This window comes from Laceyella putida (assembly GCF_042665195.1).
Taxonomy (GTDB): domain Bacteria; phylum Bacillota; class Bacilli; order Thermoactinomycetales; family Thermoactinomycetaceae; genus Laceyella; species Laceyella putida.
In genome coordinates, this window is the sequence record NZ_JBHTBW010000031.1 from 57,996 (window position 1) to 78,497 (window position 20,502).

15 protein-coding genes, 22 tRNA genes and 1 riboswitch are annotated in these 20,502 nt (G+C 50.0%); of the genes, 4 read left to right on the plus strand and 33 right to left on the minus strand.

Going from position 1 to position 20,502, the window contains the following annotated elements; all coding sequences use genetic code 11:
* Positions 1-26: 26 nt before the first annotated feature.
* From acpS to ACFQNG_RS10885, 3 genes are read right to left on the minus strand one after another with little or no spacing between them, the layout of a single operon-like run.
* Positions 27-410: a holo-ACP synthase gene (gene acpS, locus ACFQNG_RS10875; protein ID WP_379864955.1), complete on the minus strand. Its 384-nt coding sequence runs from the start codon at positions 408-410 to the stop codon at positions 27-29.
* Positions 411-1,517: an ABC transporter permease gene (locus ACFQNG_RS10880; RefSeq protein WP_379864957.1), complete on the minus strand. Its 1,107-nt coding sequence runs from the start codon at positions 1,515-1,517 to the stop codon at positions 411-413. It lies immediately after the preceding gene.
* Positions 1,518-2,426: an ABC transporter ATP-binding protein gene (locus tag ACFQNG_RS10885; protein WP_379864958.1), complete on the minus strand. Its 909-nt coding sequence runs from the start codon at positions 2,424-2,426 to the stop codon at positions 1,518-1,520. It lies immediately after the preceding gene.
* 361 nt (positions 2,427-2,787) lie between these two features.
* On the opposite strand from ACFQNG_RS10885, the gene ACFQNG_RS10890 reads away from it, so the two are divergent.
* The 3 genes from ACFQNG_RS10890 to ACFQNG_RS10900 all read left to right on the plus strand — a co-directional run bounded on the left by ACFQNG_RS10890 (position 2,788) and on the right by ACFQNG_RS10900 (position 4,259).
* The gene (locus tag ACFQNG_RS10890) at positions 2,788-3,075 is read left to right on the plus strand and encodes an antibiotic biosynthesis monooxygenase family protein (protein ID WP_379864959.1); all 288 of its coding nucleotides are present in this window, start codon (positions 2,788-2,790) and stop codon (positions 3,073-3,075) included.
* Positions 3,076-3,129: 54 nt separating this feature from the next.
* Positions 3,130-3,585, plus strand: a complete 456-nt coding sequence (locus ACFQNG_RS10895) for a DUF2269 family protein (RefSeq protein WP_379864961.1) — start codon at positions 3,130-3,132, stop codon at positions 3,583-3,585.
* Positions 3,586-3,656: 71 nt separating this feature from the next.
* On the plus strand, positions 3,657-4,259 hold the full coding sequence (locus tag ACFQNG_RS10900; RefSeq protein WP_379864962.1) for a TVP38/TMEM64 family protein: 603 nt from the start codon (positions 3,657-3,659) through the stop codon (positions 4,257-4,259).
* Positions 4,260-4,347: 88 nt separating this feature from the next.
* On the opposite strand, the gene ACFQNG_RS10905 is transcribed toward ACFQNG_RS10900, so the two are convergent.
* Both ACFQNG_RS10905 and ACFQNG_RS10910 read right to left on the minus strand, forming a co-directional pair.
* Positions 4,348-5,793 (minus strand): amino acid permease, encoded by a 1,446-nt coding sequence (locus ACFQNG_RS10905; RefSeq protein WP_379864964.1) that lies wholly within the window; start codon positions 5,791-5,793, stop codon positions 4,348-4,350.
* Between the two features lie 105 nt (positions 5,794-5,898).
* A riboswitch (Lysine riboswitch) is annotated at positions 5,899-6,087 on the minus strand.
* Positions 6,088-6,358: 271 nt separating this feature from the next.
* Complete coding sequence (locus ACFQNG_RS10910; protein WP_379864966.1) at positions 6,359-7,156, minus strand: inositol monophosphatase family protein; 798 nt, start codon at positions 7,154-7,156, stop codon at positions 6,359-6,361.
* Positions 7,157-7,353: 197 nt separating this feature from the next.
* On the opposite strand from ACFQNG_RS10910, the gene ACFQNG_RS10915 reads away from it, so the two are divergent.
* Entirely contained in the window at positions 7,354-7,959 is a 606-nt protein-coding gene (locus tag ACFQNG_RS10915; RefSeq protein ID WP_379864967.1) for a LysE family translocator, read from the plus strand.
* Positions 7,960-8,067: 108 nt separating this feature from the next.
* On the opposite strand, the gene glmS is transcribed toward ACFQNG_RS10915, so the two are convergent.
* From glmS to ACFQNG_RS11055, 28 genes are all read right to left on the minus strand, one after another.
* Positions 8,068-9,894, minus strand: coding sequence for a glutamine--fructose-6-phosphate transaminase (isomerizing) (glmS, locus tag ACFQNG_RS10920; RefSeq protein WP_379864969.1), 1,827 nt, complete (start codon positions 9,892-9,894; stop codon positions 8,068-8,070).
* Between the two features lie 374 nt (positions 9,895-10,268).
* Positions 10,269-11,609: a phosphoglucosamine mutase gene (glmM, locus tag ACFQNG_RS10925; protein WP_379864970.1), complete on the minus strand. Its 1,341-nt coding sequence runs from the start codon at positions 11,607-11,609 to the stop codon at positions 10,269-10,271.
* Between the two features lie 35 nt (positions 11,610-11,644).
* Positions 11,645-12,841: a CdaR family protein gene (locus tag ACFQNG_RS10930; protein ID WP_379864972.1), complete on the minus strand. Its 1,197-nt coding sequence runs from the start codon at positions 12,839-12,841 to the stop codon at positions 11,645-11,647.
* On the minus strand, positions 12,834-13,652 hold the full coding sequence (cdaA, locus tag ACFQNG_RS10935) for a diadenylate cyclase CdaA (RefSeq protein WP_379864974.1): 819 nt from the start codon (positions 13,650-13,652) through the stop codon (positions 12,834-12,836). The genes ACFQNG_RS10930 and cdaA overlap by 8 nt, the downstream gene beginning before the upstream one ends.
* Positions 13,653-14,027: 375 nt before the next feature.
* Complete coding sequence (gene ppc, locus ACFQNG_RS10940; RefSeq protein ID WP_379864976.1) at positions 14,028-16,796, minus strand: phosphoenolpyruvate carboxylase; 2,769 nt, start codon at positions 16,794-16,796, stop codon at positions 14,028-14,030.
* A 348-nt stretch (positions 16,797-17,144) separates the two neighbouring features.
* Positions 17,145-18,047, minus strand: coding sequence for an arginase (rocF, locus tag ACFQNG_RS10945; RefSeq protein WP_379864978.1), 903 nt, complete (start codon positions 18,045-18,047; stop codon positions 17,145-17,147).
* Between the two features lie 465 nt (positions 18,048-18,512).
* A tRNA-Gly gene (locus ACFQNG_RS10950) sits at positions 18,513-18,587 on the minus strand.
* A gap of 9 nt (positions 18,588-18,596) precedes the next feature.
* Positions 18,597-18,672: transfer RNA gene (locus tag ACFQNG_RS10955), tRNA-Lys, on the minus strand.
* A 7-nt stretch (positions 18,673-18,679) separates the two neighbouring features.
* A tRNA-Asp gene (locus ACFQNG_RS10960) sits at positions 18,680-18,756 on the minus strand.
* A gap of 15 nt (positions 18,757-18,771) precedes the next feature.
* Positions 18,772-18,847: transfer RNA gene (locus ACFQNG_RS10965), tRNA-Val, on the minus strand.
* A gap of 7 nt (positions 18,848-18,854) precedes the next feature.
* Positions 18,855-18,931, minus strand: a tRNA-Glu gene (locus tag ACFQNG_RS10970).
* A gap of 6 nt (positions 18,932-18,937) precedes the next feature.
* Positions 18,938-19,013, minus strand: a tRNA-Thr gene (locus ACFQNG_RS10975).
* Positions 19,014-19,017: 4 nt separating this feature from the next.
* Positions 19,018-19,092: transfer RNA gene (locus ACFQNG_RS10980), tRNA-Asn, on the minus strand.
* A 5-nt stretch (positions 19,093-19,097) separates the two neighbouring features.
* A tRNA-Gly gene (locus ACFQNG_RS10985) sits at positions 19,098-19,171 on the minus strand.
* Between the two features lie 4 nt (positions 19,172-19,175).
* A tRNA-Gly gene (locus ACFQNG_RS10990) sits at positions 19,176-19,250 on the minus strand.
* A gap of 9 nt (positions 19,251-19,259) precedes the next feature.
* Positions 19,260-19,335, minus strand: a tRNA-Lys gene (locus ACFQNG_RS10995).
* Positions 19,336-19,340: 5 nt separating this feature from the next.
* A tRNA-Gln gene (locus tag ACFQNG_RS11000) sits at positions 19,341-19,415 on the minus strand.
* A gap of 11 nt (positions 19,416-19,426) precedes the next feature.
* Positions 19,427-19,511 (minus strand) — tRNA-Tyr (locus tag ACFQNG_RS11005).
* Positions 19,512-19,517: 6 nt separating this feature from the next.
* Positions 19,518-19,593: transfer RNA gene (locus ACFQNG_RS11010), tRNA-Val, on the minus strand.
* A gap of 5 nt (positions 19,594-19,598) precedes the next feature.
* Positions 19,599-19,675: transfer RNA gene (locus tag ACFQNG_RS11015), tRNA-Glu, on the minus strand.
* Positions 19,676-19,686: 11 nt separating this feature from the next.
* Positions 19,687-19,761: transfer RNA gene (locus tag ACFQNG_RS11020), tRNA-Gly, on the minus strand.
* A gap of 9 nt (positions 19,762-19,770) precedes the next feature.
* Positions 19,771-19,846: transfer RNA gene (locus ACFQNG_RS11025), tRNA-Lys, on the minus strand.
* A gap of 5 nt (positions 19,847-19,851) precedes the next feature.
* Positions 19,852-19,926, minus strand: a tRNA-Gln gene (locus ACFQNG_RS11030).
* Positions 19,927-19,937: 11 nt separating this feature from the next.
* Positions 19,938-20,022: transfer RNA gene (locus ACFQNG_RS11035), tRNA-Tyr, on the minus strand.
* 6 nt (positions 20,023-20,028) lie between these two features.
* Positions 20,029-20,104 (minus strand) — tRNA-Val (locus ACFQNG_RS11040).
* A 7-nt stretch (positions 20,105-20,111) separates the two neighbouring features.
* Positions 20,112-20,188, minus strand: a tRNA-Glu gene (locus ACFQNG_RS11045).
* Positions 20,189-20,194: 6 nt separating this feature from the next.
* Positions 20,195-20,270 (minus strand) — tRNA-Thr (locus tag ACFQNG_RS11050).
* 4 nt (positions 20,271-20,274) lie between these two features.
* A tRNA-Asn gene (locus tag ACFQNG_RS11055) sits at positions 20,275-20,349 on the minus strand.
* Positions 20,350-20,502: the final 153 nt, after the last annotated feature.

A 20,502-nucleotide genomic window follows, 5' to 3' on the forward strand; every position in this document is an offset into this window, starting at 1 on the left:
ATATATCTATGTCTTCACTTGAGGAGTTATGCTTCGTCCACTTTCTCAATCACAGCCATCGCCTGCGCGTAATGCTCACTGTGCGAGATGGATAAATGCACCGCGACCGGCTGGCCGTGAAGCACCCATTCGCTCACCATTCCCGCCAACGATACAAAGGGCTTCCCTTGCCCATCATTCATCACTTCAATATCCTGAAAAGAACAAGCGCCGCCAATGCCTGTCCCCAACGCTTTGGAAATCGCTTCTTTGGCGGCGAATCGGCCCGCCACATATTCCAGGCTCCGGCGCGGATGCTCAGGCATCTTCGCCCATTCCTCTGCCGTCAATATCCGCTTGGCCAACCGTTCACAGCCAAACCGCTCTATCCGCGCCAACTCGACAATATCTGTTCCAATACCCCAAATCACCTATTTCACATCCCAACGAAAAGTAGCCGCGGCCACGATAAACGAACCGACCGCCCATGCGAGCAATACCAACAGAGGGGTACTGAGATCCCCCAAGTCCATGCCTTCATTCATCACGCCGCGCAACGCATCGGTCAGATATCCGATCGGTATCGCCTTCACCAATGGCTGAAGCAGCTCCGGCAACTCCCGAATCGGGAAGAAAATCCCGCCGACAAACATCATCGGAAACGAGATCAATCCCGCGATGGGCGAAGCGCTTTCCGGTGTTTTAGCCAGGCTCGCGACGATAAAACCGATGGACATAAAAGTAAAGGTACCCAACAAAATAAACAAGATCAAGACCCACCAAGCCCCATATACATGCACATCAAACGCCAAGTAGGCCACCAGCAACACCACCAAGGCTTGCACGGTGTTAAACAAAATCCGTGCGGTCATCTGACCGGCGATAAACGTGGCACTGGACAGCGGGGTTCCCTGCATGCGCCGCAAAATGCCCCGTTCGCGCCAGGAGGAGATCGTCCCGGCCACGCCATTGAGGTTGGTGCTCATGATCATCAGCGACAAAATGCCGGGCACCAAAAAATCCACATATGACAGCGGGTGGCTGTTGACCGTGATCCGTTCGGCCTGGATCACCGGCTTAAATCCCACTCTTTCTTTGTTATATTGATCAATGACCTGTTCCAGAAGCGACAATCCGATGGACGCTGTCGCCTGCTGAGCGGGATCATAGTAGATGCTGATCTGCTTAGCGGCACCTGCCGGCTCACCCGAAGCGAGCTGCGCGGAGAATCCTCGTTTGATCACAAGCAGGATATCGGCTTGCCCCCGCTTCAAATCCTGTTTGCCCTTTTGCTCCGTGCCGTCCACCACATGCATGCCTTTCAACTGCTTCACGCTGGAGATGAACCGGCTTGAGGCGGGCGTTCGATCCTGATCGGCCACACCGAGCGACAAAGAAAATTGATTGCCGTTGTCCCCGATCAGTGTACCCAAGGCAAACATCATAAACACGGGCAAAAAGAGCGACCAGATCATCACATTCTTATTGCGGGCAAACAGCAACAACTGCGCCCAAACCAGCTGGGTATATGCGTTCATTTATGAGTTCAACCTCTTTCCTGTTCTCGCTAAAAAAACATCTTCCAAAGTCGCCGAACGTGTGCGCAAGCCGATCAGCGGCACATCATTCTCCTTTGCCCACGTGACCAATTCGCTCAAACTGGTCTCTAACTGATCGGTATGTAGTGTTACTTCCCGCTCCGCATGCTCCACGAACTTCACTTCGGGCAATCGCTCCAACCAGGGCAACCGGGTCATATCATTCAGGACAAATTCAATGCGGCTCTCCGCCGTCAATTGACGGATCAGCCCAGCCGGCGTGTCCAGGTCAATCAACCGCCCTTGATCCATGATGCCAATGCGGTCACACAACACTTCCGCTTCTTCCATATAGTGTGTCGACAGAAAGACGGTACGTCCCTCTTCGCGCAATCGGAATACAATCTCCCACAAACTTCGTCGCGCTTGGGGGTCCAGTCCGGTGGTCGGTTCATCCAAAAAGATTACTTTCGGATCGTGAATCACCGCCAACGCAATCGCCAACCGTTGCCTCTGCCCCCCGGACAAATGCTTCACTAACGTCTTCTCTTTCTCTTCCAATTGAAACGCCGTCAACATTTCATGCAATGGACGGACACGGGCATAAAAACTTCCGTATAAACGAAGGCTTTCTTTAACCGTCAAATGATCAAACAAGGCGGTTGACTGCAATTGCACACCAATCCACTGTTTCACCTTTTGGCGATGCTTGATCGCGTCAATGCCGTTGATCTCAATCGTGCCCCCATCAGGGGTGCGCAATCCCTCAATCATCTCCATGGTGGTCGTCTTGCCCGCCCCGTTGGGTCCCAACAGACCAAAAATCTCCCCTTCCCGCACAGAAAAGGAAAGGCGCTTGACCACCTCTTGGCCGCCGTACTTTTTCACCAACTCATTCACTTTGATCATCTTAAATGGACTCCTTTAAATCGGCGAATAGATTTTTTCCCTATCCAACATCCTGCCAGTCATCCGCAGGGCTCTCGCAAAATGGCTTTCCCGTCACATCGCCAACGTTTTCCCTCTTTAGGGCAATGTTCGCTGCCATTGTCAAAAAAATCATAACACATCAGGAAAACCTACACCAAATGCAATCCTGTTTTAACCGCCCCTCAAATAAATGTACCATTTGATAGATTTATTCAGAAAAAAACGACCTAGTTCCTTATTTTCCCTGATTGCGCCTTCATTCGCCATTTTCACCTATCTTCCCTACATCAAAAAAGTGGTATAGTAGATAGGGAAAATGGATTGATGAGGAGGTTTCTCCATGTATCAGGTGAACAATCGGATCAACATCACATCCCCCGAGCATCTGGCGATGTTGCGGGAGCGTTTTGGCAAAGCGCCCGAATCGATGAAACAGGTTCCCGGATTCCTTTCGTTTCGCTTATTGGAGGCGGAGGATGGCTCCCATGTCATTGCGGAAACCGTTTTTGCATCCAAAGAAGCCTTCCGCGCATGGGTGGAAAGCGACCACTTTAAACGCGCGCACGGCGGACGCGGCGGTGACGCGAGCCGCCCAGATTTGGCGAGCTATTACGTGAGAGTGAAATAGTTTGTCATCTGAAATGATCTTATACCAAATGACCCAAAGGAGTGACCTTTCTTTATGACAGCAGGATTAATCGTAAAATTTTTGCACGTCCTATTTGTGGCAACCTGGTTTGGCGGCATCAGCCTGATGGCCATGGTATTGCGTGATGCGACGCGCTCCAACAACATCGAAACCATGTCCCACGCTTTGGACCGCGCCCAACGCTGGAATATGACCATGTTTATGCCCAGCTCCATCTTGGCATTGCTCACCGGTTTGTACATGCTTGTTCAAACAAGCGGTGAAAAACCGCTGTGGCTGGTAGTCAAAGAGCGTTTTGGCAGCGTTGTTGTCATCTTGTTCATTTTATTTGTCGTCATCTATGGCCGCAAAGCGCTCAACCAAGTGAAAACCAGTGGCATCGAAACAGAGAAGGCGCAGACCATCATCAAGCGCTACATCATGTTGCTCAACATCTCCCTGTTGCTGTTGGTCGTGCTGATCTTCTTCGCCACCGTCAAATTAGCATAACCCTCCCACTTCATGGCCCTTGCCGGTCATGAAGTTTTTATTTTTATTATCGCAACAGGAGGAAACGCAACGTGGAACAAACCCTTTCTCTCTTCTTCCAGGAGCTGGGCTGGTGGGCGCTTCCGGTCAGTCTGATCATCGGCATCTCCTGTCAACTGGTCGGTGTCCTACCCACGCTGTTCATCACGACTGCCAATGTGCTCTATTTCGGCCCTTGGATTGGCGGCTTGTTATCCTGGTTCACCGAGCTGATCGGCTCTCTGCTCGCTTTTGCGTTGGTTCGCCGCGGCATAAAAAGATTTCACTTCCAGCGCCATGAGCACTGGAAGTGGATTCAGTCCATGGGCCGCCTCTCCCCCGGCGAACAAACGTGGACACTCACACTGGCCCGGATCTTGCCTTTCATCCCATCGGGTGCCGTCAATATGGCAGGGGCAATGACCACCGTGTCCCCGTCATCCTTCTTCTGGGCGACCGCGCTTGGGAAAATCCCCTCCACGGTCCTCGAGACCTTGGTCAGTTATCAGCTCCTGCAATTGGACCCCTGGCTGATCCAGCTCATCTTCGGGGCGCTTCTCTTGGCCCTTGGCTTGTCCCTTCTCTATAAGAGAAGACGGGATAACATGGGTACACCCAAAGGTGAAGCAACCGATATCATGACGGGAGACAGGTAATCAAGCACACTCAATTCAAATATCAAGCAAACCCAAACACTTTTCCCGGCACTTCAGCAAAAAAGAGGCTGCACAGCAGCCTCTTTCATCACTTATCCAGCTCACACTCTCCCAAAGGGATGAGCTTCGTTTTCTTCACCCACTTGTACCCCAGATAGAAGGCCAAGAATACGGGAATGCCAATATAGGAAACCAACAACCCGTACCAATCGATCGATTCACCTAGGATCGCTTGGTAATTTTGCCCCACAATCACGATCAAGCACAGGGTAAAAGCAAACAACGGACCAAAGGGGAACCATTTTGCCCGGTAAGGCAAGTCAGCCAAGTTCCGCCCTTGCATGACATATGCGCGGCGGAAACGGTAATGGCTGATCGCAATCCCCAACCAAGCGATAAATCCAGTCATGCCGGAAGCATTCAGCAACCAGATGTAGATCTTTCCTTCCCCCACCAAGGAAGCGAGGAAGGCCAGCATCCCGATCGCGGCCGTCGCCAAGAGCGAATAAATCGGCACACCGTTTTTCGTCACTTTGGCGAAAATCTTCGGCGCCTTTCCTTCTTTGGCAAGTGTCCACAACATCCGCGTCGAAGCGTACATCCCCGAGTTACCCGCCGAGAGGACCGACGTTAAAATCACGGCATTCATCACCGAGGCGGCAAAGGCGAGACCCGCACGCTCAAAAATCAAGGTAAACGGACTTTTGGCGATCTGATCCACATCACCGCCGGCCAGATTGGGATGCGTATACGGCAAGATCATTCCGATGACGAGAATCGCCAAACCATAAAACAGCAAAATCCGCCAGAATACTTGTCGAATCGCTCTCGGCACATTTTCGCGTGGATTTTCACTCTCACCCGCGGCCACTCCCACCAATTCCGTACCCTGGAATGAGAAGCCGGCAATCATAAACACGCTGATGATTCCCATCAGGCCGCCTGGGAAAGGAGCCTCCCCGATGGTCAGATTTTTGGCGCCAATCGCTTGCCCGCCCAAAATGCCCACGATCATCAATATTCCCACGACAATAAAAATAATGACCGTCGCTACTTTAATGAATGAGAACCAGTATTCCGATTCACCATACCCTTTCACCGATAACGCGTTCAAGGCAAACATCAACACCAAGAACAAAGCGCTCCACAAAATGGCTGGAGAGTCAGGGAACCAATATTTCATGATGATGGCGCCGGCCGACAGTTCCACGGCAATGGTAATGGCCCAGTTGTACCAGTAGTTCCATCCCAACGCAAAACCAAAAGCCGGATCGACAAATCGGCTGGCGTACGTGCTGAACGACCCCGAAACCGGCATGTAAGTGGCCAATTCACCCAGACTGGACATCAGGAAATAAACCATCAACCCGATGGCCAGATAAGCAATCAATGCTCCGCCGGGGCCCGCTTGTTGAATCGCGGAACCGCTGGCCAAAAAGACACCCGTCCCAATGGAGCCGCCAATGGCAATCATCATGAGATGTCTAGCTTTTAAGTCACGCCTCAAATCGCTGACCGAATTTTCTCTGCTCATAAAAAAACACCTCTCTACTGTATTAGTATGGCGAGGTGGTCCGGGTAATAAAAATACCGCCTTAACAAATGCATCGGGCGGCTGCGCAAAACCCACACCATATCCCCGCAAGATAGCGCACCACATCTGCTCGGCCAGCAAATGTGACAGTGCTGTCCCTTTTCGAGTACAGCCCCAGCCTTGCTGTTCAGAGATGGCAGCAAAGCTTCGGCGATTTTCCCTTTCATTGATCTTCATCGACTTCTCTGTGTCTCCAATCAACTACTCATAAAAACCGCGACCTCTACCTCACCGAAGACATCGATGAGGGTTAATCTATTTCATTTCATATGTCACGAGTATAAATGAATTATTGTTGTTTTTCAATGCGAACCTTTGTGTAAAATAATACTAAATCAATCTGTTGACCACTCCCATGCCTAAAGGCAGGGGATTCTTGGGTAATCCCGCGACGCTCGCTCTCATCCCCATAGCTGAAGCCAGGGGTTTTCTCGCTCGCAAAGATATAAAAAACTGCCAGCCACCCAAAGGGAAAGCCGGCAGGAAAGTGCTCGCCCAAACCTGGCTACTTTGCAATCCAATCGCGCAGTTCACCATAAATGCTGGGCACAGAAGCCAATACGGGACAACGTTCCTCTAACACCAAGCACTCCCCGCGCAAGTCACTGACACGGCCACCCGCCGCTTCAATCAGCATTTTGCCCGCGGCAAAGTCCCACGGATTGGTACCTGCTGTGACAAAAGCTTGTACACGCCCCACCGCCACTTTGGCCATGGCGAGAGCGGTGGCACCAAACACGCGGAACCCGCGAATATGTGGGCCCAGCTCCATGATTTTGCTCATATATTCGTCAGATGTTTCACTTCGGAAAATGAACTCAACCGCCACCAATGAATCAATCAGAGCCCGGTCATCCGCTGCCAGGGAGGGACATTGGTGCCCGTTGAGGTAAACTCCCTCTCCCCTTACAGTATAAATCATCTCATCCCGCATCACATCATACACGATCGCCAGAATCCCTTCGCGTCCATGATACAGGGCGATCGAAATGACAAAGTCACAACCTTGCGTCACAAAATTGCTTGTTCCATCAATCGGATCAATAAACCACACATACCCATCAAACCGCTCGGGCCGTTCAGTGATGCCCTCCTCACCCATAATCCGATGTTCCGGAAAATGCGTCATGATTTTCTCAACCAAGAACCGTTCCGTCTCACGATCCATCTCCGTCACCAAATCATTTTTACGGCTTTTGGTCTCAAACCTCACCGTTCCCACCGCAAGGAATGCGCGAATCTTGGTTCCCGCTTCTCTAACCCATTCTTGCGTCAGCGACAGCATCTCTCTTGCCTCACCCATTTTGATCGCTCCTTTGTGCTGATATCCCTGCACCTATCATTATAACGAAAGAGAAGCGCGACGTCGGATGTCGTACCCCGGACATAAGAACCCATCTGGTTTATTAATTCACGTTGGCAATGTTGTCATTTTGGCAAGTCCGAATGCGATGAAGCATATGATGTGAAAAGAACTTGTCTTAGGATAGGAGAAGTGCGATGGAAAGTTGGTATCATTTTCTGCTCCTTGGCTTGGCTTTATCCACCCCTGTGGGGCCAGCGAATATAGAGATGATCAAACTTGGGATTAATCGAGGTTTTTATTTGTCATGGTTGGTGGGTATAGGGGATGTCATCTCCAATCTGTTTATCATGATGATTCTTTTTTACGGTTTGTCTGATTGGCTGAAAAGCGAATGGATTCGCGCCTTCTTTTCCTTGATTGGCGGCTATTTTCTCATCCGTATTGGACTGAAATCCGAAAAGAGCAGCATCTCCTTGCTTTCTGTCGTCTTCTCCCCATCGGCTCAAGCAATGATGCGCGGTTTTTGCCTTGGTTTGATCAATCCCAGCGATTTTTTATCATGGTTGGCCATTTACAGCACCATCAGCCAACATACTCCACAGTGGATCTGGTCGGCATTCATGTGGTTGCTCATAGGTGCGGGCCTGTGGAACTCCCTGTTATCCTTTGCCATCAGCCATTGTCGCCACTATGTAAAGCCTAAACTGGTATCCACGTTCATGCGGGTGGCCAGCTTTATTTTAATCATTTATGGCGGCAGTTTTATCGTCAAGGCAATCTCTTATTTCCTGTTTCCTTAAGCCCATGACAACGAAAGGATTGACATGATGTCCCAACGCCAAAATAAAAACACTCCGTTGCTTGCCCGAGGGCAAACAACGGAGTGTCTATAAAAACCCGTATGTCTCTTATTCCACCGTCACGCTCTTCGCCAAGTTGCGTGGTTTATCCACATCATAGCCACGCTCCACACAAGCATAGTATGCAAAGAGCTGGAGTGGGATCACAGTCAGTACCGGTGCCAAGAGATCGATCGTTTTGGGAATGTGGATCACTTCGTCCACCGTTTTTTGCAACTCATGGTTGCCTTCCACCGCGATGCCCAATACTTTGGCGCCGCGCGCTTTCACCTCTTGAATGTTGCTGACCATTTTTTCATACACCGCATGTTGGGTCGCCAAGGCCACCACCGGGATGTTCTCTTCGATCAATGCCAAAGTGCCGTGTTTCAGCTCACCCGCCGCATACGCTTCAGAGTGGATATAAGAGATCTCCTTCAGCTTCAGCGAACCTTCGAGCGCCACAGCATAGTCCATGCCGCGACCCAAGAAGAAGAGGTGCTCACTCGTCGCGATGCCACGCGCAAACTGGGCGATTTGCGCTTCTTGCTTAAGCACCGCTTCGGCTTTGGCGGGCAACTCCAGCAGATGGCTGACAATCTCACTCAATTCGCTCACCGCTTTTGGCCCGCGAACCTGAGCGAAATAGAGACTTAAGAGATAAATGGCGATCAACTGTGAGGTGTACGCTTTCGTCGAGGCCACCGCAATCTCCGGTCCAGCCCATGTGATGATCACGTCATCCGCTTCACGGGCCACGCTGGAACCCACCACGTTCGTAATCGCGATCACACGCGCGCCTTGGCTTTTCGCTTCACGCAACGCCGCCAGCGTATCGGCCGTTTCACCCGATTGGCTTACCACCACCACCAGGGTTTTGTCAGTGATGATCGGATTCCGGTAGCGATACTCGGAAGCCACATCGCATTCAACAGGGATGCGAGCCAGATCTTCCATGACATATTTGCCGATCAATCCCGCATGATAAGCGGTGCCGCATGCGACAAAGTGAATTTTCTCAATGCCTTTGATCTGCTCCGGCGTCAAGCCGACTTCTTGAGAAAGGTCAACCACCCCTTCTTTCACCCGTCCGCTCAGGGTGTCACGAATCGCTTTAGGCTGTTCGTGGATCTCTTTCATCATGAAGTGGTCAAAGCCGCCTTTTTCCGCTGTCTCGATGTCCCATTGGACTTTCATGGTGTCGCGCGCAACCGGTGTGCCATCGACGCGCATCAACGTGACGCCTTCCGGTTTCAGGATGGCCATTTCCCCATCTTCCAGGATATGCACATCGCGCGTGTGCTTTAAAATCGCTGGAATGTCGGAAGCGATAAAGTTCTCCCCTTTACCCACTCCCACGACAAGCGGGCTCGCATAACGCACAGCGATCAACTTATCCGGCTCATACTCGCTGATGATCCCGAGTGCGAACGCGCCTTCCAAACGGGCGACGACTTTTTGCACAGTGGAAACAAGACTGCCGTCCCAGAGTTCCGCCAATAACTTCGCCACGATCTCCGTGTCCGTTTCAGAAGTGAAAACGTGTCCTTTCGCCATCAGCTCTTCTTTCAGCTCGATGTAGTTCTCGATAATCCCGTTGTGTACCACAGCAAACCGTCCCGCCATGTCCACATGGGGATGAGAGTTCTCATCTGATGGCTTTCCGTGAGTGGCCCAACGCGTATGTCCAATCCCAAGTACCCCTGGTAAGGATTGCACAGACAAGCGTTCTTCCAGATTGGCCAAACGACCTTTGGCTTTGTTTACCTTGATTGTTTCACCGTTGTAAACAGCCAATCCGGCAGAGTCATACCCACGGTACTCCAGCTTGCTGAGTCCCTCCAACAAGATGGACTGAGCTTGCTTCTCTCCGATGTAACCCACGATTCCGCACATATTTAGTTGTACCCCCTAAAAAATTGGTTTCATGATATTTCTCTTTTTGTTTATTGTTCCCAAAGTCCGTTCGCGCATCATATCGCAGGTTTTGTTCAATGAGTCGCCCCATTGTTTTGTCCCGCGATTCCTCGGCTTTGATGCGAAGCCGGGAGGTATCCGCCGAAATTTCGATATTCCTCCACCTCGTCAACTGTAGCGTTGCCGTCCGTGCTACAGTCCTGGCGCTTTTACGACAAAATCAAATTCCCTTGTTTTGCTGCCCTTGACATTCGATCACAAAACAAAGGGATGTATTTATGTTATTCGAAAAGAAATCAAAAGTAAAGAGCGACATCTTGCCGAAAATGTCGCTCGAAAACGCTTTATTCTCGTTAACCCAGCTGATTTCTAACTACATCAGCGATTTTCTCCACATAATTTTTCACCGTTTGTTCATCCGGTCCTTCCGCCATCACACGGATGAGCGGTTCTGTCCCGGATGGGCGAACCAGCACACGGCCCTCGTTTCCAAGCAGGCTTTCCACTTCTTTGATGCTGGCTTGAATCGCTTCGTTTTGCTCCCAACCTTCTTTGGACGCAACGCGCACATTGACCAACACTTGTGGATACTGTTTCATGATCCCAGCCAGATCGCTCAAGGCCTGTGCCTTATCTTTCACCACACGCAACAATTGGACAGCGGTCAACATGCCGTCCCCGGTGGTGTTGTGATCCAAGAAAATGATATGGCCAGATTGCTCTCCACCCAAATTATATCCGCCCGCGCGCATTTTCTCCATCACATAGCGGTCACCCACTTTGGTGCGTTCGGTTTTAATGCCCATTTCATCCATGGCCTTGAAGAAACCAATGTTACTCATGACAGTGGTTACAACGGTATTCCCGTTCAACTCACCTTTTTCTTTCAGGTAACCGGCACAAATGGACATGATCATATCTCCGTCAACCAGGTTTCCTTTTTCATCAACAGCGATTAAGCGATCCGCATCCCCGTCAAACGCCAAACCCAGATGCGCTTGCTTTTTCAACACCTCTTGTCGCAAACGCTCCGGATGGGTCGAGCCGCACTCCACATTGATATTGATCCCATCGGGATGAACGTTCATCGCCGTCACATCGGCACCCAAATCCCGGAGCAGATGCGGCGCCAATTCATATGCCGCCCCATTGGCGCAGTCGACCACAATGTGCATTCCGCACAAATCGATGTCGATGGTTGACTTCAAATGATCCAAATACGCTTTCACCACATCATGGTCATCGGTGACGCGGCCGATTTGGTCACCCGAAGGACGTGGCAATGCATCTTCTTCCATATCAAGCAGTTCCTCGATTTCCGCTTCTACTTCATCCAACAGTTTAAAGCCGTCCGCACCAAAAAACTTGATGCCATTATCTTCAAACGGGTTGTGGGAAGCAGAAATCATCACACCGGCATCTGCATGTAAATAACGGGTGAGAAACGCCACACCCGGGGTACTCACCACACCTAAACGCACCACATCGCAACCCATCGAAAGCATGCCGGCCATCAGGGAAGCTTCCAACATTTCACCAGATAAACGTGTATCACGACCGATAACGATTTTAGGACGCTGTTTTCCTTTGGTTAACACATAGGCACCACAACGTCCTAAGCGGAAAGCCAATTCCGGTGTCAATTGTTTATTGGCTACTCCTCTCACTCCATCGGTTCCAAAGTATTTACCCATGTTTTCTCCTCCTCGTTAACGAACCAATCCCTTGTTCAGCGGATTCTACATTTTGCTTTTGGTTCTGGTTGCCCAACCACCTGCACATATGAAGGCAATATAAATTGGATCGGCACTTCATGAGTCCCTACAGGTAAATTGGATACATCGACTAGCGCTTTTATGTCTGTATTATTCAATTTTGCCAGTTGTTCAGGTGCACCAGAAAGAGTGATATTCAGTTTACCGCCAGATGGTGAAATGATTTCCGCCTCGGCTCCTTCCCTGAGACCTGTTATCTCAATGGGGATCTCTCTAAGCATTTTAGTCTCAGCACGAACCATTTTAACATAGATTTCTACTTGTTGGGGTTCCACTTTTATGGCTCCATCCTGAACGGGTATGGGCATCAGAATGGTCTGATCCCGTTTCACTTTGCTCAAATCCAGCTTGGGGCCATTATACACCTGCAACTCCTCTAGATAGTCTTCAGGGCCATATACGGCCACTTTGTCGACATTTGTGGTGATTTTTTCCACCGCGTATCCAGTTGGCGGCCCTTTACCCACCTCTACCCTGAGCGGCACTTCTTTATTGGGAATATTGATGGGCACTTGCACTTGGACGGTCTCCGGATTCACCTCGACATGCCGGAGCACGCCCGTTTCCCCATACGCTTGGACGCGTAACGGTTTATTGAACGACTGCTCTTGCTTGTTCAGGTTGATCATCACCTTAACCGAAGTGACCTTATCCAGCGTCGATTCAGAACCGCGCACCAACACCTTGGACGGATTGATGATCGGTAGGCTCACCCTGAATCCTTCAGGCACATCACCAACAAACTCCGCTTGCACCATCATCTCTTTTTGCACTTTTTCTTCCAGATGAACCTCTACTTCCTTGGGTTCAATCTGTTTGGTGATCCCATTGGGCAATCCTTCGGCCTGCACTGGCAGGCTATGTACCCCCGCTCCCACTTTGCGCGCATCCACAAACACTCGGTAAGTGCTGGGGAGACGCTCCAGTACGGTATTGTCGCCATACAGCGTCAACACCACTTTTTGCGGCTGTTCGACTAATTCAAACCGGTTTTTGTCATACTTAACGGCAACCGAAATGTCCCGAATCTGCGTGCGGTCTCCATCGGTGGGAGCGGTAAGGGTCGCATCAGTGACAGAACCCCACAGCATGATCGCCAATGCCACAGAGACCACGCGCAACCATAAATCGTTCTGCAACCATTTATTCATGCCGCTTATCCTCCTTGTCCTTACGCAACCAAAATACGGGACTTTTCTCCGGTGACTTCAATTCCTCATACAAACGGGACGCCAATTGTTCTTCGCTGATATTCCTTTCCAATTGTCCCGATAAGGCCAGGGAAATCTGTCCAGTCTCTTCAGAAACCATCACCATGACAGCATCAGAAATCTCACTCAACCCAATGCCTGCGCGATGGCGAGTGCCGAGATCTTTGCTGATGAAAGGATTTTCAGACAATGGCAAATAACAACCGGCGGCCATGATGCGGTCATTCCGAATGATCACGGCTCCATCATGCAAGGGAGTATTGGGAAAAAAAATATTTTTAAGCAGCTCGGAACTCAGTTTGGCCTCTAAAACCGTTCCCGTCTCAATATAATCACTCAGGCCCGTCTGTCGCTCAATGGCGATCAGCGCACCGATTTTTCGTTTCGAGAAAAAGGAGACGGCCCGTGACACCTCTCCTACCACCATCGCTGCCATCTTGTCTTCGACCTGGCCCGTGCGGCCAAAGATTCCTCCCCGGCCCAACTGTTCCAACGCACGACGCAATTCAGGCTGGAAGATGATAATCACCGTAATGACCCCGACGGAAAATAAGTTCTCAATCAGCCACTGCAATGTGGCCAAATGGAAAAGATTGCTTATCAACCAAATCAACAAGAGGACACTAATTCCCTTTAAGAGTTGAACCGCTCTGGTCCCCTTGAGTAAAGTCAGAAGATGATAAATGATATAGCTAACAATCAATATATCAACAACATCATTGAGATAACTCGTCACTCCATCTAATTGCATTCGGTCCCTCCATCAACGTCCATCTCTTGTGTATTATGCTACATCAAGTACGGTTTTTACCCTCCTCCATTATGAGGCAACTTATCAAAAAAAGAAATGTCTATAAGAATGATGGGAAATGACGCAATAATCCTTCTCCATCATCTGGAAAAAACCACAAAAAAAGAGTGGAGCTGGCATCCCCACTCTTGAGCTTGTTGTTGAAATGGCCCAGGAGTCGATTTTTGCTTCTCAACTCCATGGCCTCATCGGTAAACAACTCCGTCGCCGAACGTCGCTTGATGAACAGCTACCGGCAACGAAGCATTTCAAAAATCTCCCTCCTCTGGATTGACTAAGATCCCGAGAGTGAAGATGGAGCCTCCACTCCGTTCATTAGCCCGTATTTCTCAGACCGGCGGCAATGCCATTGATGGTCAGCAACACTTCTTCCAGAAGATCTTCCATTTGCTCATTCTCCCCTTGGCGGCGTTGCTTCAACAAGTGAACTTGAATAAAGCTGAGCGGGTCTACATAGGGATTGCGCAAACGGATGGAGTCTTGGATCACGGGAACATGATCCATGCATTCATCTTGGTCGGTTATGCGGAGCACCATGGTTTTGGTATGCTGATATTCCTCAGCGATCATTTGGAAAATGCGCTCCGCTTCACCTTGATCTTGCGCCAGCTTGGTATATTCATGAGCGATGACCAGGTCCGCTTTGGCCAAGGCCATCTGCAGGTTATCAATCAAGGCGCTGAAGAACGGCCAGTCTTGATACATTTCTTTGAGCAATTCCAAATTGGCTTCGCGCTGCGCCAAGAATTTCGCTATTCCTGTTCCCGCCGCATACCATGCCGGGAAGAGATAGCGTGTTTGCGTCCAGGCAAAAACCCATGGAATCGCGCGCAAATCCTCAAAACGTTGGCTGTTTTTGCGGCGTGCCGGACGTGAACCGATTTTGAGTTCCCCAATCTCCGGCAATGGAGTCACTTCGTTAAAGAAGGAGATAAAGACCGGATCTTCAAATACCAATTGCTGATACTTCCGCAAAGCATGTTGCGACATGGTTTCGATCGCTTCTAGCCACTCCGGCTTTAAGTTTTCCTGACCGCCGACCAACGCTTTGGCCGTCGACAACAATAACGCGGAAGTCGCTTGTTCCAGACTGCGCAACGCGATTGGTTGCATGGAATAACGGGAAGACAGGACCTCGCCCTGCTCCGTGATTTTGACCCCACCCAGCATGGCTTGAACCGGATTGGCCATAATGCTGCGGTGCAACGGCCCGCCCCCGCGGCCAAGCGCCCCGCCGCGCCCGTGGAAAAAACGGGCAGAAAGGCCATATTGCTGCGCCAATTTCGTCAAATTCATTTGCGCCCGATACAGCTCCCAGTTTGCCGAGATCACGCCGCCGTCCTTATTGCTGTCGGAATAACCCAGCATGATTTCCTGGATGTGCTGCTGGTTGCGGATAAAGGGAACAAAGGCAGGGTTCTCAAAATAAGCTTTCATGATCTCTTCCGCCTGATGCAGGTCATCGATCGTCTCCAATAGCGGCACCACATGCAAACGCGACACAGCCTGCCCCTTTGCAATGCGATGAAGTCCGACCTCTTTGGCGAACAACGTCACTTCCAACAGGTCACTCGTGCCCTGGGTCATGCTGATCAGATAGTTGCAGATCGCCTCTTCGCCGAATTCCTCTTTCGCTTTCGCAATGGTGCGGAATAATTCCAAGCAATTCTCCGTTTCGGGTGAGTACTGGATAAAGCTTGAAGTCAATGGGCGGGGATCCGTCAATAATGGCGTCAACAAGTCTAATTTGTCTTGTTCATCAAGTTGATCATAAGCTTCACATATGCCCAAAGAAGCGAAAATTTCCGTCAACGCCTTTTCATGCTCCGCACTGTGCTGGCGGATATCCAGCGTCAACAGGTGGAATCCAAACAACTCCACTTGGCGAATGAGCCGCGCTAACTCATGATCAGCCAATACGTTGGCTTGATGCGTGCACAAGCTTGTCTGAATATGACGCAAATCTTGAAGAAAAGCCTCTTTGTTCGCATAAGCGCCCCATTCTGGTTTACCCAGGCGCGTGTGCTTCAAACGCGCCAACATATAGGTGCATTTGCGGCGATAAGGCTCATGCTCGTTACGCCATTCTCCCTGCCCCACATCTTCCAACAACACGTTTTCCTCATCATCGGCAAGCGATTGGGCCAATTCGTCCGTGATGGTGATTTTTCTCGTGGAAAAACTCAATTTTTTGATTAGCTTTTTCAACGCTTCTTCATATTTGCGAATCACGAGTGCCCGCTGCAATTCCAGCGTGCGCCATGTCACTTCTGGCGTGACTGATGGATTTCCGTCCCTGTCCCCACCGATCCATGATCCAAAACGCAAAAAGGTGGGCACATCCCAATCCCTTTCCGGGTACACCTCGGACAAACAGCGTTCCAATTCCATATGCACCTGCGGTAGCACATCAAACAAAATTTCATCCACATAATAGAGGCCATTGCGCACTTCGTCCATCACAGTCGGTTTCCGCGTTCTCAACTCATCGCTCTGCCACAATAAGCTGATTTCCCCTAATATATTTTCTCTTATCTCTTCCCGTTCACTCTCTGTCACATAAGGGTGGTCTAACTTCATCATCTCATTGGCAATCCGGTGGTGGATATCCAATGTGGTCCGTCTCATCGCTTCTGTTGGATGCGCGGTAATCACCAACTCCAACGCCAGATAAGGCAAGATTTGATCAATCTCGTCCGCTGTCAGACCGTTTTCTTTGCATTGGCGCACCGCATACTCAATGGAAAATGGTTGCACCTGTCCGTTTTCCGAGCGACGATAATGACGGTGCCTGCGGACACGATGATTTTGTTCCGCAATATTCACCAACTGAAAATAGATCGCAAATGCTCGAATCATATCATGGCGCATCGCAGGAGATAATTGCTCCACCTCCGCTTTGCACTTCATCAGGGTTTGTGGATCAAAAGAGGAGCGAAGTTGCTTCGTCAACTCTCTCATTCTCTCCACCCGCTCAAAGCATTCTTTCCCCCCTTGCATCACCAACACTTCACCCAATAACTGGCCCAGCATCTTCACGTCTCTCCTCAGAGGGGAAACCGTTTGATTTGTGGCAGACTGCATAACCTTCCCTCCCGATCAAATGTGTTTCATTTCACGTTCATGTCTGAACAAAGTAAGGAACGTCTTTCCAGCCCCAAGTGAACAGACATCAACGGTTCGTTCATCCTCTTGTTCCCCCCTTTCCTCCTTTTCTTCAGCGCATGTTGTGGATATACCCTTTTTCCGTTACCAACAGGAGCTATCCCTATCTACTATATTATCTAATTTGTTTTAATAAAAAAACTTTTAATTGCGTATAAAAATGCATGTTAATTTTCCCATATTTGGCAATAAAAAACACAACCTGCGATGAGGTTGCGTTGAATTTCTATATAAGATCGGCATTAAAAACCCTTTCACGGACTTCTCTTACAGCACCTTTTGACCAAAGACGGAGCCCATCAACGCTACCGCTACTTTGGCGGTCTGGTTTTCACGGTCCAAAATCGGATTGACTTCAACAAACTCAGCGGAAGTGATGATTCCGGCTTCCGCCAACATTTCCATGGCCAGATGGCTTTCACGGTAAGTGATGCCGCCCTGCACGGGCGTTCCCACACCTGGGGCATCTTTTGGATCCAATCCATCCAAGTCCAAGCTCAGATGGACACCATCCGTATCATGGGAGATCAAACTGATCGCTTCATCCATTACCCGGGCCATGCCCAAGCGGTCGATTTCATGCATCGTAAACACCTTGATGCCGAGCTGGGCAATCAAATCTCTTTCGCCTGGATCCAACTCGCGCGCACCGATGATCACCGTATTTTCTGGGCGCACTTTGGGCATATAGCCCCCAATTTGCACCAGATCAGGATGACCAACGCCTAAGCACACCGCAAGGGACATCCCATGGATATTTCCGGAGGGAGAAGTTTCTCCTGTATTCAAATCCCCATGCGCGTCAAACCAAATTAAACCCATGTTGTTGTAATGTTTGGCCACCCCGGCAACGGTTCCAATCGCCATGCTGTGATCACCGCCAAACACCAAGGGAAAACGCTTTCTTTCCACTACGTCGGAAACGGTCATCGCCAATTTTTCACATACATCCTTAATTTCAGTCAAATATTTCAATTTAGGGTTCCCGATTTGTCTTGACTCCGGACTTGGAACGGAAATGTCCCCAATGTCTTCCACATCATAGCCCAGTTGCTCAAGCAAGGCTTGCGCGGAAGCATAGCGGATTGCACTCGGACCCATATCGACTCCGCGGCGCCCTTGTCCCAAATCCATCGGCATACCAATAATTGAGATCGGTTTCTTTTCCATTGCTATATCCCCTTTTCTAACCAGACTAGGCGATACCATTGTAACACAGAGAATAGTTTACTAACAAAAATATTTTAGCTATTATAAGTAATTTTGTAATAATTATTCATATTATAGTATATTCAAACATGCAAGCATCACATGTATCACTTTCCGCTTTATTAAAAAGCTAATTTACAAATCAAAAATTTTAATGAATTCCAATCCATATCAGTCTAACATGGATAACTTTCCCATTAGCAAACGGTAAACGGATGATGGATTAATTCATCCTGTCAGGGAGGATCCGTTTCATTGACACTTTATCATAGACCATGACGATTCCCATCCGCTTGATAATCTTATTATGTCCTGCTTGCCGTACAGATATAGGAGCGATCCCAAAAGAACGAATCAGATTTTCGCTCGCAAAAAAAATAAAAAACCTCCAGGTTAACCTGGAGGTTTTACTTGCTAGATAAGGTTTGGAGCGGAAGACGGGATTCGAACCCGCGACCCTCGCCTTGGCAAGGCGATGCTCTACCCCTGAGCCACTTCCGCATATTGAAGTGGTGAGCCATGAAGGACTCGAACCTTCGACACCCTGATTAAAAGTCAGGTGCTCTACCAACTGAGCTAATGGCTCAAACATGTGGCGGAGCTGACGGGATTCGAACCCGCGATCTCCTGCGTGACAGGCAGGCATGTTAGGCCTCTACACCACAGCTCCGCAATATGAAGTTCATGGTGGACGCTGACGGGATCGAACCGCCGACCCTCTGCTTGTAAGGCAGATGCTCTCCCAGCTGAGCTAAGCGTCCAAATTCCTGGTGACCCGTAGGGGATTCGAACCCCTGCATGCCAGCGTGAAAGGCTGGTGTGTTAAACCGCTTCACCAACGGGCCAAGTTGTGGAGCTTCCTACCAGGCTCGAACTGGTGACCTCTTCCTTACCATGGAAGCGCTCTGCCGACTGAGCTAAGGAAGCATGCTGGCTCCTCAGGTAGGACTCGAACCTACAACCTACCGGTTAACAGCCGGTTGCTCTGCCATTGAGCTACTGAGGAACATCTGGAGCGGGTGAAGGGAATCGAACCCTCGCATTCGGCTTGGAAGGCCGATGTTCTACCACTGAACTACACCCGCATCTTGGAGCGGAAGACGGGATTCGAACCCGCGACCCTCGCCTTGGCAAGGCGATGCTCTACCCCTGAGCCACTTCCGCATATTGAAATGGTGAGCCATGAAGGACTCGAACCTTCGACACCCTGATTAAAAGTCAGGTGCTCTACCAACTGAGCTAATGGCTCGCAACTGGCTGGGGAAGTAGGGTTCGAACCTACGCATCACGGAGTCAAAGTCCGTTGCCTTACCACTTGGCTATTCCCCAGCATAAGAAGGTGGTGGAGGGAGTAGGATTCGAACCTACGAAGGCAAAGCCAGCGGATTTACAGTCCGCCCCATTTGGCCACTTTGGTATCCCTCCATACTATGGTGGACGCTGACGGGATCGAACCGCCGACCCTCTGCTTGTAAGGCAGATGCTCTCCCAGCTGAGCTAAGCGTCCAAATCTGGTGACCCGTAGGGGATTCGAACCCCTGCATGCCAGCGTGAAAGGCTGGTGTGTTAAACCGCTTCACCAACGGGCCAAACAATGAATTGGAGCGGAAGACGGGATTCGAACCCGCGACCCTCGCCTTGGCAAGGCGATGCTCTACCCCTGAGCCACTTCCGCATATTGAAATGGTGAGCCATGAAGGACTCGAACCTTCGACACCCTGATTAAAAGTCAGGTGCTCTACCAACTGAGCTAATGGCTCGCAATTGGCTGGGGAAGTAGGGTTCGAACCTACGCATCACGGAGTCAAAGTCCGTTGCCTTACCACTTGGCTATTCCCCAGCATAAGAAGGTGGTGGAGGGAGTAGGATTCGAACCTACGAAGGCAAAGCCAGCGGATTTACAGTCCGCCCCATTTGGCCACTTTGGTATCCCTCCATACTATGGTGGACGCTGACGGGATCGAACCGCCGACCCTCTGCTTGTAAGGCAGATGCTCTCCCAGCTGAGCTAAGCGTCCAAATTACTGGTGACCCGTAGGGGATTCGAACCCCTGCATGCCAGCGTGAAAGGCTGGTGTGTTAAACCGCTTCACCAACGGGCCAAGTTGTGGAGCTTCCTACCAGGCTCGAACTGGTGACCTCTTCCTTACCATGGAAGCGCTCTGCCGACTGAGCTAAGGAAGCATATTGGCTCCTCAGGTAGGACTCGAACCTACAACCTACCGGTTAACAGCCGGTTGCTCTGCCATTGAGCTACTGAGGAACGCTTAATCAAGTTTCCCTTCAAGAGACAAGAGATATTATAAACCCATTTCAGAGACTGGTCAAGACCTTTTCTTTTACCATTTATATCAAGGTGGTTCACACCTTGAAAATTAGATTGGAATAAAGCGTGTTGCAAATGGGAGAGATCCAT